Here is a 15,718-nt window from a genome sequence, read left to right on the forward strand (position 1 = left end):
TCGCGCCGCCTACGACCCAACGGCCATCCCGCACCGCAACGACTACACCGACGTCTCCTGGCCCACGTTCGGGTTACCGCCGAAGCGGCGGCGATATTCGGTGGGGGCGATGCCGACGAGGCGTTGGAAGTGGTGGCGTAGGAGGGCCCCGGAGCCGAAGCCGGAGCGGGTGGCGATGCGTTCCAGGCCGAGATCGGTTTCCTCGAGGAGTTGCTTTGCCAGCAGTACGCGCTGATTGGTGAGCCACTTCACCGGGGTGGTTCCGGTTTCGGCCGTGAAGCGGCGGGCGAAGGTCCGGGTGGACATGGTGGAACGGGTGGCAAGTTCCTCGATGGTGTGTGGCAGATCGAGGTGTTCGTTCATCCACGCCAGGGTCGGGATGAGGCTGTCGGAGGTACAGGTGGCGACCGGGCGTTCGATGAACTGACGCTGCCCGCCGTCGCGCTGGGGCGGCACCACCATGCGCCGCGCGATCGCGTTGGCGACGCTACTGCCGAGTTCCCGCCGCACCAGATGCAGGCAGGCGTCGATGCCCGCGGCGGTGCCCGCGCTGGTGATCAGGTTGCCTTCGTCGACGAACAGGACGTCGGGATCGACCGTGGCCTCGGGGTACTCGGCGGCGAGTTTCTCGACGTAACGCCAATGCGTGGTGCATTTTCGCCCGTTGAGCAGCCCGGCCGCACCGGCCAGGAAGGCTCCGGAGCAGACGGTGAGCACGGTCGCGCCGGCCGCTGCCGCGTCACGGACCGCGCCGACAACCCGTGGATCGAATCCTGTGCCAGTCGCGGCAGCCGGGATCGCGACCAGGTCGGCCGCCGCCAGCTCCACGAGCCCGTATTCCGGTGTGACGGTGATCCCGGGACTGGTCGAGTGAAGCGGGGTGCCCGGCTCTGCTCCGCAGACCCGGAAGTCGAAGCCGGGCAGTCCGTCGGCGGTCCGGTCGAGGCCGAAAACCTCACAGATGACCCCGAACTCGAACATGGCCATTCGTTCGGACAGCACCACGGCGACCTTCGACAGCATGCGGGCAGTCTACTGGCTGAATTTTTGCGAACAATGTCAGCACAGCCACTATCGGCGGCAAATGACCGGGCGCAAAATTACTGCCATGGTTATTTTTCTTGTTTCCCTTGCCGCCATCGTGGCCTTCGCGACGCTGGTCGGGTACGGCACCGGCCGGGCAGGCTCATCCGATGTCGTCGACCGCGACGCCCAACGTCTGCAGGCGGAACTGGTCGCCATGCTCGGTCGTGACGCCCACCACCGCTGACAGCGAGACCGAACGACAACGGCAGCCGCACCCGCGGGCCACCGACACGCAGCGCCGCAGGCGCTGTGAATCAGACGCTGTCGCCGGGCCCGACCCGCGGTTTCGGGGCGCGCATCTTGCGGATCTGGGAGGCGCGGACGAAGGCGTACCAGCCGAGCCGGTATCCGGTATCGGTGCTGTCCGGGAAACGCTCCCTGACCCGGTTGTTCACGATCCGGCCGAGCAGAACGCCCTCCGCGATCATGAACGCCATCATCACCAGCATGGCCAGCGTCACGATGGTCTGCAGCGCGGGCGCGACGAACATCGACAGGATCAGCACCAGCGCCATCGGCATGAACAGGCCGACCAGGTTGCGACGGGCGTCCACGATGTCGCGGACGAACGCTCGCACCGGCCCCTGGTCGCGCGGCAGCAGGTATTTGTCTTCGCCCGCGAGCATGCGCGCCCGCCGATCCTGGGCGGCCGCGCGCCGTTCGGCCGACGCCGCCTTGCGGTCCTGTCTGCTGCCGCGGGTGGCCTTGCGACGGGCGCGGGCCTCTTTCGCGGTGAGTGGAGCGGGGGCTACGGGGCCGCGGCGCTTGCCCTGTGCATCACGGCGTTTGGGGGTGGGGCGGCCCTTGCCCGCGGTGGCTGGGACCGCCGCCCGGGTGGAACCCGCGGCCGAGCCGCCATCCACGACCGCCGTCGATTCGGCGGTGGTGTCGGTGGTGCTGGACTCGCCACGACGGAACAATTTCACAGCGACCAGGCTATTCGATCGACAATGCGACAGGAAACGCGGTCCGATTCGCCGGGAGTGCGCGCAGTCACGGAGGTCGCCTGCCGCGGCGAGCCGGGTGGTGGCAAGATGGGGGAATAGCAGCCTACCGAGTGGTGTTGACCGACACGACCCGTGCGCTGCCACGGGTTGACCAAGGGTTCCTCGAGGAGAGTTCATGACTGTGCAGAACGAGACCGCCACCACCCATGGTGTGACTCTGACCGACGCCGCTGCCGCGAAGGCGAAGGCGCTGCTGGATCAGGAGGGTCGCGACGACTTGGCGCTGCGGATCGCGGTGCAGCCGGGCGGTTGTGCCGGCCTGCGCTACCAGCTGTTCTTCGACGACCGCTCGCTGGACGGAGACCTGATCGTCGATTTCGGTGGCGTGACGCTGGCCGTCGACCGGATGAGCGCTCCGTACGTGCAGGGCGCCTCGATCGACTTCGTCGACACCATCGAGAAGCAGGGTTTCACCATCGACAACCCGAACGCCACCGGCTCCTGCGCCTGCGGCGACTCCTTCAACTGAGCTCCTCGCCCAGCCGTGCGATGAGCAAGTCCGAACGAAACGACTTTCGAACGGAACGCTGATTTCGCGACGACGGATCTCGCAAGGGCATGGGTAACTCGCCGCGAACGCCCAGAGCCGAAGCGGCAACCAAACGCAGGACCTGAACGCAAAATCCTGTGTCACCCGACTAGTACGGCCTGAAGACCCGGAGAGGCGGAATCGGCTACGGTGAGACCGGGACTCGCGTCCCGGTCCAGACCGCCTGCCGCCTACTTTTGAAGGGCTCAGCCACGTGTCCATCGCCGTTTCCGCGTCCATTGCGACCGACCATCTCATGCGTTTTCCCGGACGGTTCGCCGACGTACTGCTGGCAGATCAGCTCGACCACGTGTCGCTGAGCTTCCTTGTCGATGATCTGCAGATCCGCCGCGGAGGCGTCGGTGGAAACATCGTCTACGCCATGGGCTTGCTGAATCGCACACCCCTGCTGGTGGGCGCCGTCGGCGCCGATTTCGCCGAATACCGCGCCTGGCTGGAATCGCACGGTGTCGACTGCTCCGGCGTCCTGGTCTCCGAGCGGGCGCACACCGCCCGTTTCGTCTGCACCACCGACGACGACATGGCTCAGCTCGCGTCGTTCTACCCCGGTGCGATGAGTGAGGCGCGCGACGTTTCCATCGCTCAGCTCGCCGAGACGCGGGAGCTCGGCCTCGTCCTGATCGGCGCGAACGATCCCGAGGCGATGCTGCGGCACACCGCCGAGTGCCGCGAACTCGGCATCCCGTTCGCCGCCGACCCCTCCCAGCAGCTGGCCCGCCTCGATGGCGACCAGTCCGTGCAGCTGATCGACGGTGCCGCGTACCTTTTCACGAACAAGTACGAGTGGGCGCTGCTGTTGCAGAAGACCGGCCTGAGCGAGGAAGAGGTCGCGAAGAAGGTCGGTATTCGCGTCACCACGCTCGGCGCGGACGGTGTGCGGATCGTCGACCGCGACGGCACAGAGGTGACCGTCGGCGTGGTTCCCGAGACCGAGAAGGTGGAACCGACCGGTGTCGGTGACGCGTTCCGCGCGGGCTTCCTCACCGGCCACACGGCCGGGCTGAGCTTGGAGCGTTCCGCCCAGCTCGGCTCGCTGATCGCGGTGCTCGTGCTGGAGACCATGGGCACTCAGGAGTGGAAGCTGAACAAGGAAATCGCGCTCGAGCGCCTGACCGCCGCCTACGGCCCCGACGCCGCAGCGGACATCAAACCCCTGCTCTGATCCCTCTCTCCGGGCTTTCAGGCCGTACTGGTCGGGTGGCGGGGGATTCGCGTTCAGGTCCTGCGTCTGGTGCCGCTCCGGTTTTGGGCGTGCCCGGTGAGTTACCCATGTGCTCACGAAATCACTTGCGCTGGGAGTCCTGGGGTTACCCGCTGATGGCGGCGGGTCGCCCCAGGGCTCGAGCGCGCAGCATGACCTGACGTGATTCAGGTCACCTGACTGCTACGGTCTCGCCACGCAACTACTGATTTCGCATGAACATCCGCGCCTCCTGAATTCGCATGAAGACACGCGGACAACTGATTTCACACGAACATGGGTAACTCCCCGGGCACGCCCAAAGCTGAAGCGGCACCCACCGCAGGACCTGAACACAACTTCCCCGCCCCCCGACCAGTTCGGCCTGAAGACCCGGAGAGGCGGAACAGGCAGCTAGAGCGAAACCGGGTACATCGGCTCCTGGATCTCCGGCTTGATCCGGTCCTCGACGAAGATGCCGTGCCACACCATGAAGACCAGCAGCGTCCACAGCCTGCGGCTGTGATCGGAGAGCCCGGCCCGGTGCGCGACGAGCATGTCGCTGATCGCGCTCTTGTGCAACAGGTGGTCGGTCTGCGACTCGGCGACCTGCTGCTGCGCCCAGTCGTAGAGCTCGGTGCCACGCAGCCAGTGCCGTAGCGGTACCGGGAACCCGAGCTTTGCGCGATGCAGCACGTGCGGGGGCACGATCCCCTCCAGCGCCCGGCGCAGCGCGTACTTGGTGGTTTCCCTGGTGATCTTCTGGTCGAACGGCAGCCCCTCGGCTACCTTCAGCACCTCGGCGTCCAGGAAAGGCACGCGCAGTTCGAGCGAGTTGGCCATGGTCATCTTGTCCGCTTTGACGAGGATGTCGCCGCGCAGCCAGGTGAACAGGTCCAGGTGTTGCATGCGCGTCACCGGATCCCAGCCGCGCGACTGGGCGTACAGCGGAGCGGTGACGTCCTGGTGGGTCCACTCGGGCCGGAATTCGCGCAGCACCGCACGCAATTGGGCGTCGTTGAAGCTGCGTGCGTTGCCGTAGTAGCGCTCCTCCAGGGTGAGCGAGCCGCGGTGTAGCAGGCTTTTGCCTCTGGTGCCCTCCGGAATGCGGTCGGAGAGCTTGCCCGCCAGCTTGCGCAGCCCGCCGGGGAGCATCTCGAACGGCTTCAGCGACAACGGTTCCCGGTAGATGGTGTACCCGCCGAACAGCTCGTCCGCGCCTTCGCCGGAGAGCACTACCTTGACGTGCTTGCGGGCCTCCTTGGCCACGAAGTACAGCGGGACCAGCGCTGGGTCGGCCACCGGATCGTCGAGGTACCAGACAATTTCGGGAATCGCCGCCGCGAACTCGGCGGGGGAGACCACCTTGACGACGTGGCGGGCGCCGATCGCCGCCGCGCTTTCGGCTGCCACGTCGACCTCGGAGTAGCCCTCGCGCTCGAATCCTGTGGTGAAGGTGATCAGCTTCGGGTTGTGCCGCATGGCCAGCGCGGCGACCGCTGTGGAGTCGATGCCGCCGGACAGGAACGAGCCGACCGTGACGTCCGCGCGCATGTGCTTGGCCACGGAATCCTCGAGCGCCTCGGCGATCTCGCGGTAGCGCGCCTCGGCCGAGCCGGGGGCGAAGGGGCGCACCCGGAACTCGGGGCTGAAGTACCGGGTGATCGTCGGCGCCTGTCCCAGCCGCACGGTGGCATAGCTGCCCGATTCGAGTCTGCGCACGTCCTTGTGCAGCGTCTCGGGCTCCGGCACATACTGCAGCACCGTGTAGTGCTCCAGCGCCCGCGGGTCGAGCGCGTCGCTCAGCTGCAGCGCGGGCAGCAGTTGCAGCAGGCTCTTCTTCTCGCTGCCGAACGCGGTGCCGCCCGGCCCACTGGCCAGGAATAGCGGTTTGATGCCGAACGGGTCGCGGGCGAGGAACAGTTCCTCGGTCTCGGTGTCCCAGATCGCGAACGCGAACATGCCGCGCAGCCGCCGCACGGCCTCGGGACCCCAGTAGTGGAACGCCGCGACGATCGCCTCGCTGTCGCCTTCGGTCTGGAAGATCTTGCCGTCCGGAAACTCGTCGGCGTGCGCGGCGGCGATCTCCGTGCGCAGCTCCAGGTAGTTGTAGATCTCGCCGTTGAAGGTCAGCGCGTAGCGCTCAGGATTCTCCGGCGGGCCCCAGCGTAGCGGCTGGTGTGAGTGTTCGATATCGATGATCGACAGGCGGTTGAAGCCGACGATCAGGTGATCGTCGTGCCAGGTGCCGCGCTCGTCCGGGCCCCGGTGGCGCACGCAGTGCAAGGCTTCGTAGACCTGCTCCACCGTGCCAGGTGCTGCCTCGTCAGATGTCAGGAATCCGAGCAGTCCACACACGGCGTCGGCAACCTCGTTTCTCGCAGTCGGTGTACGCGCTCACGGAGCGGAGCGCGGGGACGAAATCTCGTGTCCGAGTATGCCGCACACACCGGATCCGCGCGTCGCGCACACGGCGTCCCGGGCGGATGCGCTGCTGACGGATATCCCGGCGTGATCGGCGAGGTGTCGAATCCGACCCGACGACGAGGTACCCGTTCGTTTGGTCTACGCTGCGTAGTACTCAGGTCTCTCTCAGGCGACCCGTGCGCGGACGTGCCGGCCCCGAGGGCGTCCTGAAGCATGCTTAGGACGCATCGTCAGGGCCGATCGCAGCCCTGACGATGCACTGTCGAAATGTGTGGCGACCAGGAAGGCGTGAGCGTGGCGCACAAGGCGAGCGAAGAGATCGGGGCACGACCCGCCCGGGGTCGGCAGGGCCGCATCCTTCGGCGGGCCGGGCTGGCGGTGTCCTTGGGGGTCACCGCGTTGCTCGTCTCGGGCTGCTCGATCGACAATGTCTGGCTGCGGTTCGGCTGGCCCTCGGGCGTCACGCCCCAGGCCGCCCGGATGCGGGAGCTGTGGACCTGGTCGGTCATCGCGGCGCTGGTGATGGGCGTGCTGGTCTGGGGCCTGACCTTCTGGACCGTCACCTTTCACCGCAAGAAGGCGGACTCGCCGGAATTCCCGCGGCAGACCGGCTACAACGTGCCGCTGGAGCTGACATACACGGCGATCCCGTTCGTCATCATCGCGGTGCTGTTCTACTTCACCGTGGTCGTGCAGAACTACGTGCACGAGAAGGTGGCCGATCCCGACGTCACCGTTGACGTGACCGCTTTCCAGTGGAACTGGAAGTTCGGGTACCGGGAGGTCGACTTCAAGGACGGCTACAAGTTCGACGGCATCGACACCACGCGCGAGACGTCGAACCAGGAGCAGCTCGAGGAGTACAAGGAGCGGACCGAGGACGGTCACCCGCAGCCGGGCCCGGTGCACGGCAAGCCGGCGAACGATATCCTGTCCTACCTGCACTACGACAAGGTCGAGACGATCGGCTCCAGTTCCGAGATTCCGGTCCTGGTGCTGCCGACCAACAAGGTCATCGAGTTCCAGCTCGCCGCGGCGGACGTGGTCCACGCCTTCTGGGTGCCGGAGTTCCTGTTCAAGCGCGATGTGATGCCGAATCCGAAGGAAAACCACTCCGACAACGTCTTCCAGATCACCAAGATCGAGAAGGAGGGCGCGTTCGTCGGCCGCTGTGCCGAGATGTGCGGCACCTTCCACTCGATGATGAACTTCGAGGTTCGGGCGGTCTCGCCGGAGAAGTTCACCAAATACCTGGACGCGCGCAAGGCGGGTAAGACCAACGCAGAGGCGCTCGAGTCCATCGGTGAGTCTCCCGTCGCCACCACTACCACGCCGTTCAACACCAAGCGGGACACCAAGAGCGCGGCCGCGGCCGAGGGCAAGTGAGGAACTGATCTGACATGAAGATCGAAGCGCGGATTTTCGAACTGCTCACGGTGTTCTTCATCATCGTGGCGGTGGTCTACGGGTTCTTCACCGGCCAGTCGCGCACCGGCGTCGAGTGGGCGGGCACCACCGCAACCGTCCTCACCGCGGGTCTGTCGCTGATCATCGGCACCTACTTCCGCTTCGTCGCACGGCGTCTCGACCTGCGCCCGGAGGACTACGAGGACGCCGAGATCGTGGACGGCGCGGGCGACCTCGGCTTCTTCTCGCCCGGCAGCTTCTGGCCCATCACCCTGGCAGGCGCCGGTGCGGTGACCGCCCTCGGCCTGGCGTTCTTCCAGTTCTGGTTGATCGGCATCGGTGTTGTCTGCATCCTGGCCGCCGCCGGGGGCCTGGTCTTCGAGTACTACCTCGGCCCAGAGAAGCACTGAGCTGTTCCGCCTCTCCGGGTATTGAGGCCGTACCAGTTGGGTTCGTGACGACGGGCCCCGAGTCGAACGACTCGGGGCCCGTTTCAGTTTCCAGAATGTTGTCGATTGCGCATCGCCACGTAGAGGTGGCGAGTCTTTCCAACACCCCTTTGCGGCTGGCGGCCGCGCGGTCGATGCGTCAGTGACGATGTCGCTGCTGGCGCGGTCGTCAGTACTGGTCGGTGTGAACGCCGACGGTGGGTTACCGCTCTGACGGGACCACGTCGGCATCACTGCTGTTTTCGAGCGATGCGAGATCGAGCGTTGCCGGTTCGCGGCGCGGCTGGCGTCGCGTCGCGACGATGCTTTTCGATGCCGGTTCCGATCGTCGGCTATTGGTCGGTGGTGAACGGCTAGTGCCGCGGCTGGACATGCCGACGCAACCACTCCAGCCCAACTCCCGGTTCCGAGCGAAGCGAGACCGAGCATTGTCCGCCGCAAATTTAATCAGCCTCGTAGCGCAGCGCGTTCTCCGAGCGGCAGATATCGTCGATGCTGGAAACGATGTCGCGCAGCAGTTCCGAGGGCACCGCGGCAGGCCGCAACCGGCAGGTGAACGTGATCAGTCCGTGTTCTTCGCAGGAGAGGCCGCGCGCGGCCGATTCCGAGCGCAAGTAGTGTGAGCGCACGCCGTAGGTCATCGCCGAGATCACGGTGAAGCAGCCGGTGCGCTCACGGTGTCCCGCGAACAGATCGTGTAGGCGGTAGAACACCGACGTATAGCTCGACAGCGGCGCGAAAACGCCCACCCGGTAGGCCGGTCCACGCTCCGACGAGCTGAGCGCTGTATCGGCCAAATATTCGGCGTCGCGCAGGGTCTGCACCTTCGGCGCGAACAGCACCGCGCCCGCGGCGGCGTTGCGGACCGGCATGCCCGCCTTGCCGCCCGCGGCGGAGGCGATGACGCCCAGCGATTTCCGGGCCCGGGACCCGACCTCACGCCGGGCTCGCAGTGATCTGGTGGGCGCGGTGGGGTGCAAGCTCGACCATTGGCCGAAGCGGACGGTGCCCAGCTGTACGTGGCCGGTGCCGACCGGGCGCGCCACCTTCAGCGGGGCGGTGTCGACCCAGCGGCCGACCTGCAGCGCGGCTGTGCCCGGCCGCGCGATCGCGGCGTAGGCGTGCTCGACGAACGAGTCGAAGTCGAGGAATCGGTCGGCGTTGGTGGTCAGCCAGGTGTGGTCCTTGTCGATGTCGATCGCGTCCAGGGTGAGCGCGGTGATGATGCCCGCGCGCCCTCCCGCGCCGAGGATGCGCTGGAACCGCTCGGTGTGGTGACTGCGGCCGCAGGTGCCGATGCGGCCGTCGTTGTCCACGTACTCCAGATCGACGATCTGGTCGATGAACAGGCCGTATCTGTGCGAGGCCGCGCTGACTCCGCCGACCGAGGCGAAACCGCCCGCGGTGATGTCGCGGTGGTCGCCGACGATCGGCAGGCCGAGCCCGTGCGCGCCCAGCCTCCGGTCGATGTCCGACAGTTTGGCGCCCGCCTGCACCCGCACAGTGCGTCGGCCCAGGTTGATATCCAGCACCTGGTCCATCCGGCGCAGCGAGACCACGGTCGGCTGGGCGGGCAGCGTGAGGCCCTCGTCGATCAGCTCGCCGCCGCGCACCATCAATTGTTCCGCTCGCCCGCGTGAATCCCGAACCGTGCGAACGACATCGGCGGTATCACGGGGAAGGAATTCCTCGGCGTTGGAGACAATCTGCGGCGTGCTCATGGCACGAAAGCTAACCACAGCGCGGCCCGCGACGCTCACCCGAATCCCGGTGCTACCGGGACGCGGGCGCAAGGCGCTTGCTGAACAGCACGGATCCGCTCGCGTCGCACAGGTCGACGGTCAGTTCCCTTGACTTCCCGTCGATCCGTACCTCGCCGAAATGTTGGAAGGCATCCAGCGGCGAGCTGTTCTGCATCGGCGGCGCGTGCACGTACACCGCTTCTGGGCCGAATGTGCCGTCCAGCGGATTCGGGCCGAACGCGCCCGCGTTCAGCGGACCGGAGACGAACTCCCAGAACTCGTCGAAGTCGGTGAACGCCGCTCGGTCCGGCGAATAGCGGTGGGCCGCCGTGTAGTGCACGTCCGCGGTGAGCCACACCACATTGGCGACCTTGTGCGCCGCGAGCGACGAGAGCACTTGGGCGATCTCGCTTTCGCGGCCCGAGGGTGCGCCGGGGTCGCCGTTGGCGGGGCCTTCGTACGCGACGGTGTTCGGCTGTTCACCGTCCTGGACGACCAGGCCGAGCGGCAGGTCGTTGGCGATGATCTTCCAGGTGGCTCGGGACTCGCGCAGGCCGTCGATCAGCCATTTCGTCTGCGCCGCACCCAAAATGCGACCGTTCGGTCCTTTGTCGGTGTTGTTGGTGTCCTTGTAAGTGCGCATGTCCAGCACGAAGATGTCCAGCAGCGGACCGTAGGAGATCTTGCGGTGCAGACGACCGTCCATCGCTTCCGCGGGATCCAGCGGCATCCACTCGTGGAATGCCTGCCAGGACCGGGCGGCCAGGGTATCCATGCTGCGCTCGGCATAGCCCTTGGACTCGGGGACCAAGCCGCCGGGGTACCAGTTGTTCACGGTCTCGTGGTCGTCCCACTGCACGACCTGAGCGACCGCGCTGTTGAAGCGGCGGTAGTGCTCGTCGGTCAGGTTGTAGGCGTAGTTGCCGCGGAACTGGTCCAGGGTCTGCGCGACAGCGCTTTTCGCCTCACTCACGACATTGCGCCAGATCCGGCCGTCGGGCAGGGTGACCGACTCCTTCAGTGGGCCATCGGCGTAAATCGAGTCGCCGGAGTGCAGGAACAGGTGCGGGTCGCGGGCGGCCATGGTGGCGAAGATCCGCATGCCGCCCAGGTCCGGGTTGATGCCGTAGCCCTGGCCGACGACATCGCCGGACCACTGCAGCATGAGGTCCGAGGTGGCGGTCGGCACGGTGCGAAAGACGCCGGTGACGGGTTCGGAGATGGCGCCGTCGTCGCCCTCCAGCGTCACCCGGTAGTGCACCTGCTTTCCGGCGGGCAGGCCATTGACCCGCACCCGGCCTGTGCCGTCGGAATCCGGGGTGAGCAGCGGCCCGGTGAAACGCTCGGCGTTGGTGAACGATTCCGTGGCGGCGGTCTCCACGATCAGCTTCGCCGGACGGTCGGCGCGCGCCCAGATCAGGGCGCCGTCGCTGCGCGGGTCGCCTACCGCGACGCCGTGCGTGAGCACTGGGCGCTGCCGAATGAGGCCCGGACTGTGGCCGGACGAGCAGGCGGACAGTGCCGGAGCCGTCACGAGGCCGAGGGCGGAGGCCCGTAGCAGGGTGCGCCGGGCGATGTCGAAGTCCCAACCAGTCATGTGACAACTTTGAACGAGCTACTTCAACGCAATATGAACAGGTCCGGTCCGCCCGGCCGATGTCCCGCAGCCCGAGGTCGAGTGGTGCACCATCGTGCGGCTTTTCGTGGTCTGCCGCAGCCAGGTGTCATTCGCTGGGAGGTCGACTTGGAACCGGACGTCATAATGGGAAACGCCGCCCGAGAGGTGGAATCGAGATCAGCTCGCGGCGGTGTCCGGGATACGCGCGGCCTCGGGGCGGCTGCCGCTCGGCACGCCCTTCTTCAGGCTTGCGGCATAGACGTCGACGTACTCTTGACCGCCGAGCTGCATCAGCTCGTACATGACTTCGTCGGTGACAGCGCGTTCCACGAAGCGGTTGCCGCCCATGCCCTCGTAGCGGGAGAAGTCTATGGGCGCACCGAACTTGACGGTCACCTTGCGACGGCGCCAGCGGAACGGTCCGGGCGGGCTGACCTCGTCGGTGCCGATGACAGCGACCGGGATCACCGGGACACCCGTCTCCAGAGCGAGGCGAGCCATCCCGGTCTTGCCTTTGTACAGGCGACCGTCGGGAGACCGGGTGCCCTCCGGGTAGAGACCGACCAGGCGGCCCTCGTCGAGCAGCTTGCGGGCCGCGTTGAGCGCGTCCTCGGCGGCATCGGCGCAGCTACGGTCGATCGGGTACTGGCCAGAGGCGCTGAAGAAGAACTTCTGGAGCCGGCCTTTGATGCCCGGCGTGCGGAAGTACTCGGCCTTTGCCAGGTAGTTGATCCGCCGTGGGCTCACCAGCGGTGCGAACAGCCAGTCGGCGAAGGAGAGGTGATTGCCCGCCATGATTGCCGGCCCGTCCGCCGGAATGTTCTCTACACCCTCGACCGTAGGTCGGTTGTAGAGATGAATGAATGGTCCCAGCAGCACGAACTTCAGCAGCCAGTAGAACATGACGTCCTTCCCCCGGGACCGGGATAGTAGCGGGCACCTATGTCGAGTGCCGACTTTACCGCTGGTGTCAGATCACATCCAACCGCTGCGGCGAATCTCACCACACTTCCGCGGAGACGCCGAGGAATAGCTATGGCCGGCGTGTCGCCGCAGGCGATCAAGGCCTGTCAATGACTGGTTCGCGCCACCCGCGAGGATTTCCGGCTGCCCGCGGGCAACGCCGCCCTGGCCAGGTCGGCGGCGCCGATCATGCTTGCCGCCTCGCCCAGCTGCGTGGTCCGGATCCGGGCCAGCGGCCGATGTCCCGCGCCGGTGACCGCACGCGCGTACTCCTCTCGCGCCTCGTCCAGGAACAGCGGCGCCGAACTGCCGACACCGCCGGCGATGACCACGAGATCCGGATCGAAGATGTCGCTGACGAAGGCGAGCCCCAGCCCGAGCCATCGCGCGAAGTCGGCCATCACCCGCAGCGCGAGCGGGTCGCCGTCCTGCGCGGCACCCGCGACCCGCCGTCCGGTCAACGAGCCAGGATCGCGCATCACGTCCCTGGCCAGCACCGAGCGCACTTGATCGGTGGCCAGCATCTCGATCGCGGTGTCGGCCAGAGCCGTTCCGCTGCAGTATCGCTCCCAGCATCCGCGTTTGCCGCATGGGCAGGCCCGGCCCTGGGGGACGACCTGCAGATGGCCGAGCTCCGGTGCGACGCCGTGCGTGCCCCGGTACAGCTGACCGTCGATGAGCAGGGCGGCGCCGATGCCGGTGCCGATCGCGATGAGCACCACATTCTGCCCACCCGCCGCGGCGCCGAACCGGTACTCGGCCCACATGGCGGCGTTGGCATCGTGCTCCAAGATCACGGGCAGCTCGAGACGCTCGGTGAGTTGCTGCGCGACCGGGGCGTCCTGCCAGGGCAGGTGCGGAGCGAATCGGACGGACGAGCGTTCGCCGTTGATGAACCCGGCGACGGCCAGCCCCACCGCGCCGATCGGGTGTTTTCGGCCCAGTTCGCGGACGGCGCGGTCGAGCGCATCCTCCAGCGCCCGCGCGGAATGCGGCGTCGGCGCCTGGACAGTGTCGAGCACCTCGCCGCCACCATCGATCACGGAGGCGCGAATGTTGGTGCCTCCTACGTCGATTCCGACGGTCAGCGATCGCGCACCGGTCATATGGCGTGTCATGCCTTGGTCGTCACGGGGATGTCGACGTAACGGGAACGGGCGGGGCCGTCCGCGTCCGCGCGCGTGCCGTGCCGGTGCTGCGCACCGGTTTCCGGGTCGGCGTCGGTTGGCATCACCGGTTCGACCGGTACTCCGGCCAGCGCCTCGCGCAGCACGGTGACGATCGCGGTGCCGTGCTCGGCGACCGCCGCGAGCACCTCGTGATGCTCGCCGCGCACCAGCGCGGCGGCCGCGCACACCGGGCACCAACTGCAACTCGACCATTCGACCTGTCCGTCGGCGGCGCGCCGCAGCACCGGCTCGACCCGCTCCAGCAACGCCTCGGCCAGCAGCTTCAGTTCCTCCACGAATTCGGCGATGCCTTCCGGCGAGGTCGCGTCGCCCTCCGGCGAGTGTGCGTCACCGGTCATGTCCGTGACCTTCGGAAGCGTGCGACCAGACCTGAGGGTCTGGCCGGAACCGGACCACCAGATATCCGCCGTCCAGCTCCGCGCCGTCGACCGCGCACCGCCGCAACACCGGCGCCAGGCGCATCCGACGGCGGACACCGTCCGCTCCCACGATCAAATCGTCCTCCACTCGGCCAAGGCGCAGTGTCGCGGCGTCGACCACCGGCAGGTGCATGCGCAGGGCGTATACCGACTGCAACCCGGCGCCCGATTCCCAACGAACCACCGGTTCGCCGGCACCCACGTCGACCTCCGTTTGATTGTCGCTCAGCATAAGCGCTGGGTCGCCGAGGTTTCTCATCGAGTCCACCCCGTACGACAGCGCGGCCAGCGAACTCAGCCCGATCGGCTCCGGCCCGGTGTGCTGTGCGATCACTACCGGGATACCCAGCATCTTGCGCCGCAATTCGGCGATCACGTCCAGTTGTTCGCGGCATCGGTTCAGGTACCAGTGCACCGCAGGATTTTCGGCCTCGACCGGACCCGCGGGTGGCGCGACGTCGGGGAGCACCTTGTTCACCACCACGGCGTCCAGCCGCAGGCCGAGCAGCGCCGCGGCCGAACGCACCCGCTCGGACTCGGCCACCGCGACCCGCTCGGCGACCGTGATCAGCCGCGCCCCGGTGCGCCGATGGTCGGCAATCAGATCGCGAACCTCCTTGACCGCCTTGACAATTCGTTCGACCGTGGCCACGAGCACGGCGCGGCGCAAATCGGTGCTGATCGCGCTCATCGCCCGCGCGTGTGGCGGCCAGATCCGCTCGACATAGCCCAATAGGGTGTCCGGCGCGGTGATGATGCGCAGCATGTCCGCCGACGGCGGGCAGTCGACGACGATCAGATCCCAGTCGCGCTCCGCGGCGAACTCGGCGATCTCGACCAGCATCAGCAGTTCCTGCACACCAGGCAGCCCGGTGAGCTCAGCTGGGTCCAGCGCGGCGATATCGATGCCGTGATCGTGCCCGTGACCGGTCGAGATCAACCGCACCACCTCGCGGAACCGGTCCTCGAGCAACGCGAGTGAATCCACCTCGATTACGTCCAGACCGGGCAGCACGGTCGCGACGCCGGCCACCGTGCCCGGATCGTGCGGGAAGCGGAATCCGAGCGCGTCGCCCAGCGAATGCGCCTGATCGAGCGAGGCGACCAGCACGCGGCGGCCCGACCTGGCCTCGGACATGGCGGTGGCACACGCCAACGTGGTCTTGCCGACCCCACCCTTGCCGATGAACAGCTCGACGCGGGTCTCCCGCGCGGTCAGCCTTCGACCCGTTTCTTCAGTTCCTTCAGCGCGGTGTCGGTGATCACCTTCTCGGCCTTGCGCTTGAACATGCCGATCATCGGGATGTTCAGATCGACGGTCAGCGTGTAGACGACTTCCGTGCCGCCGTCAGGCTGATCGATCAGCTCGTAGGTGCCGTTCTGTGCTTTCTGCAGCTCACCGCTGAGCAATGTCCAGCTGACCGCCTTCTGGTCGGCCCGCCAGACATAGGACAGGACATAACTGTCCTTGACCACCCCGGCGTCCAGCACGAACCGCGCGGTCTTGGCCCGGCCGTCCGGCCCCTTCTCCAGCACCTCGACGGATTTCGCCGCCGATACCCACTCGGGGTAGGACTCCAGGTCGGCGATGACGGACATCACCTGCTGCGACGGGGCCTCGATGATGATCGACCTCTGGGTCCTGTCGGCCATGCGGACAGCGATTCCTTTCAGCGTCGG

15 protein-coding genes are annotated in these 15,718 nt (G+C 67.0%); 5 read left to right on the top strand and 10 right to left on the bottom strand.

Annotated elements, in window-relative coordinates; all coding sequences use genetic code 11:
* Window positions 1-42: 42 nt before the first annotated feature.
* Window positions 43-1,023 carry a helix-turn-helix domain-containing protein gene (locus AB0H00_RS28690; RefSeq protein ID WP_357272370.1) on the bottom strand — a complete coding sequence of 327 codons (981 nt, stop codon included), beginning with the start codon at window positions 1,021-1,023 and terminating at the stop codon, window positions 43-45.
* Window positions 1,024-1,108: 85 nt separating this feature from the next.
* Between AB0H00_RS28690 and AB0H00_RS28695 the strand changes: the two genes are divergently transcribed.
* Window positions 1,109-1,270, top strand: a complete 162-nt coding sequence (locus AB0H00_RS28695) for a hypothetical protein (RefSeq protein ID WP_357272372.1) — start codon at window positions 1,109-1,111, stop codon at window positions 1,268-1,270.
* A 70-nt stretch (window positions 1,271-1,340) separates the two neighbouring features.
* On the opposite strand, the gene AB0H00_RS28700 is transcribed toward AB0H00_RS28695, so the two are convergent.
* The gene (locus AB0H00_RS28700) at window positions 1,341-1,949 is read right to left on the bottom strand and encodes a DUF3043 domain-containing protein (protein WP_357272430.1); all 609 of its coding nucleotides are present in this window, start codon (window positions 1,947-1,949) and stop codon (window positions 1,341-1,343) included.
* Window positions 1,950-2,208: 259 nt separating this feature from the next.
* Between AB0H00_RS28700 and AB0H00_RS28705 the strand changes: the two genes are divergently transcribed.
* Both AB0H00_RS28705 and AB0H00_RS28710 read left to right on the top strand, forming a co-directional pair.
* A complete protein-coding gene (locus AB0H00_RS28705; RefSeq protein ID WP_327114428.1) occupies window positions 2,209-2,562 on the top strand; it encodes an iron-sulfur cluster assembly accessory protein in 354 nt (117 codons plus the stop codon).
* A 274-nt stretch (window positions 2,563-2,836) separates the two neighbouring features.
* Window positions 2,837-3,805: a carbohydrate kinase family protein gene (locus tag AB0H00_RS28710; RefSeq protein WP_357272374.1), complete on the top strand. Its 969-nt coding sequence runs from the start codon at window positions 2,837-2,839 to the stop codon at window positions 3,803-3,805.
* A gap of 432 nt (window positions 3,806-4,237) precedes the next feature.
* Here AB0H00_RS28710 and asnB read toward each other — a convergent pair whose 3' ends face one another.
* Window positions 4,238-6,181, bottom strand: coding sequence for an asparagine synthase (glutamine-hydrolyzing) (gene asnB / locus AB0H00_RS28715; protein ID WP_357272376.1), 1,944 nt, complete (start codon window positions 6,179-6,181; stop codon window positions 4,238-4,240).
* 363 nt (window positions 6,182-6,544) lie between these two features.
* Between asnB and AB0H00_RS28720 the strand changes: the two genes are divergently transcribed.
* Window positions 6,545-7,636, top strand: coding sequence for a cytochrome c oxidase subunit II (locus tag AB0H00_RS28720; protein ID WP_357272379.1), 1,092 nt, complete (start codon window positions 6,545-6,547; stop codon window positions 7,634-7,636).
* A gap of 14 nt (window positions 7,637-7,650) precedes the next feature.
* Window positions 7,651-8,067, top strand: coding sequence for a cytochrome c oxidase subunit 4 (locus AB0H00_RS28725; protein WP_357272381.1), 417 nt, complete (start codon window positions 7,651-7,653; stop codon window positions 8,065-8,067).
* 482 nt (window positions 8,068-8,549) lie between these two features.
* Here AB0H00_RS28725 and AB0H00_RS28730 read toward each other — a convergent pair whose 3' ends face one another.
* The 7 genes from AB0H00_RS28730 to AB0H00_RS28760 all read right to left on the bottom strand — a co-directional run bounded on the left by AB0H00_RS28730 (window position 8,550) and on the right by AB0H00_RS28760 (window position 15,691).
* Window positions 8,550-9,866, bottom strand: a complete 1,317-nt coding sequence (locus AB0H00_RS28730) for an FAD-binding oxidoreductase (RefSeq protein ID WP_357272383.1) — start codon at window positions 9,864-9,866, stop codon at window positions 8,550-8,552.
* Window positions 9,867-9,879: 13 nt separating this feature from the next.
* The gene (locus tag AB0H00_RS28735; protein WP_357272385.1) at window positions 9,880-11,445 is read right to left on the bottom strand and encodes an alkaline phosphatase D family protein; all 1,566 of its coding nucleotides are present in this window, start codon (window positions 11,443-11,445) and stop codon (window positions 9,880-9,882) included.
* A 198-nt stretch (window positions 11,446-11,643) separates the two neighbouring features.
* Window positions 11,644-12,369 (bottom strand): lysophospholipid acyltransferase family protein, encoded by a 726-nt coding sequence (locus AB0H00_RS28740; RefSeq protein ID WP_357272387.1) that lies wholly within the window; start codon window positions 12,367-12,369, stop codon window positions 11,644-11,646.
* A gap of 167 nt (window positions 12,370-12,536) precedes the next feature.
* Entirely contained in the window at window positions 12,537-13,535 is a 999-nt protein-coding gene (locus AB0H00_RS28745) for an ROK family protein (RefSeq protein ID WP_357272389.1), read from the bottom strand.
* A gap of 8 nt (window positions 13,536-13,543) precedes the next feature.
* Window positions 13,544-13,957 (bottom strand): hypothetical protein, encoded by a 414-nt coding sequence (locus tag AB0H00_RS28750; RefSeq protein ID WP_357272391.1) that lies wholly within the window; start codon window positions 13,955-13,957, stop codon window positions 13,544-13,546.
* A complete protein-coding gene (locus AB0H00_RS28755; protein WP_357272433.1) occupies window positions 13,947-15,257 on the bottom strand; it encodes an ArsA family ATPase in 1,311 nt (436 codons plus the stop codon). The genes AB0H00_RS28750 and AB0H00_RS28755 overlap by 11 nt, the downstream gene beginning before the upstream one ends.
* Window positions 15,254-15,691 (bottom strand): SRPBCC family protein, encoded by a 438-nt coding sequence (locus AB0H00_RS28760; RefSeq protein WP_357272393.1) that lies wholly within the window; start codon window positions 15,689-15,691, stop codon window positions 15,254-15,256. Before AB0H00_RS28760 ends, AB0H00_RS28755 begins: the two co-directional genes overlap by 4 nt.
* Window positions 15,692-15,718: the final 27 nt, after the last annotated feature.

It is taken from the genome of Nocardia sp. NPDC023852 (assembly GCF_040639505.1).
GTDB lineage: Bacteria > Actinomycetota > Actinomycetes > Mycobacteriales > Mycobacteriaceae > Nocardia.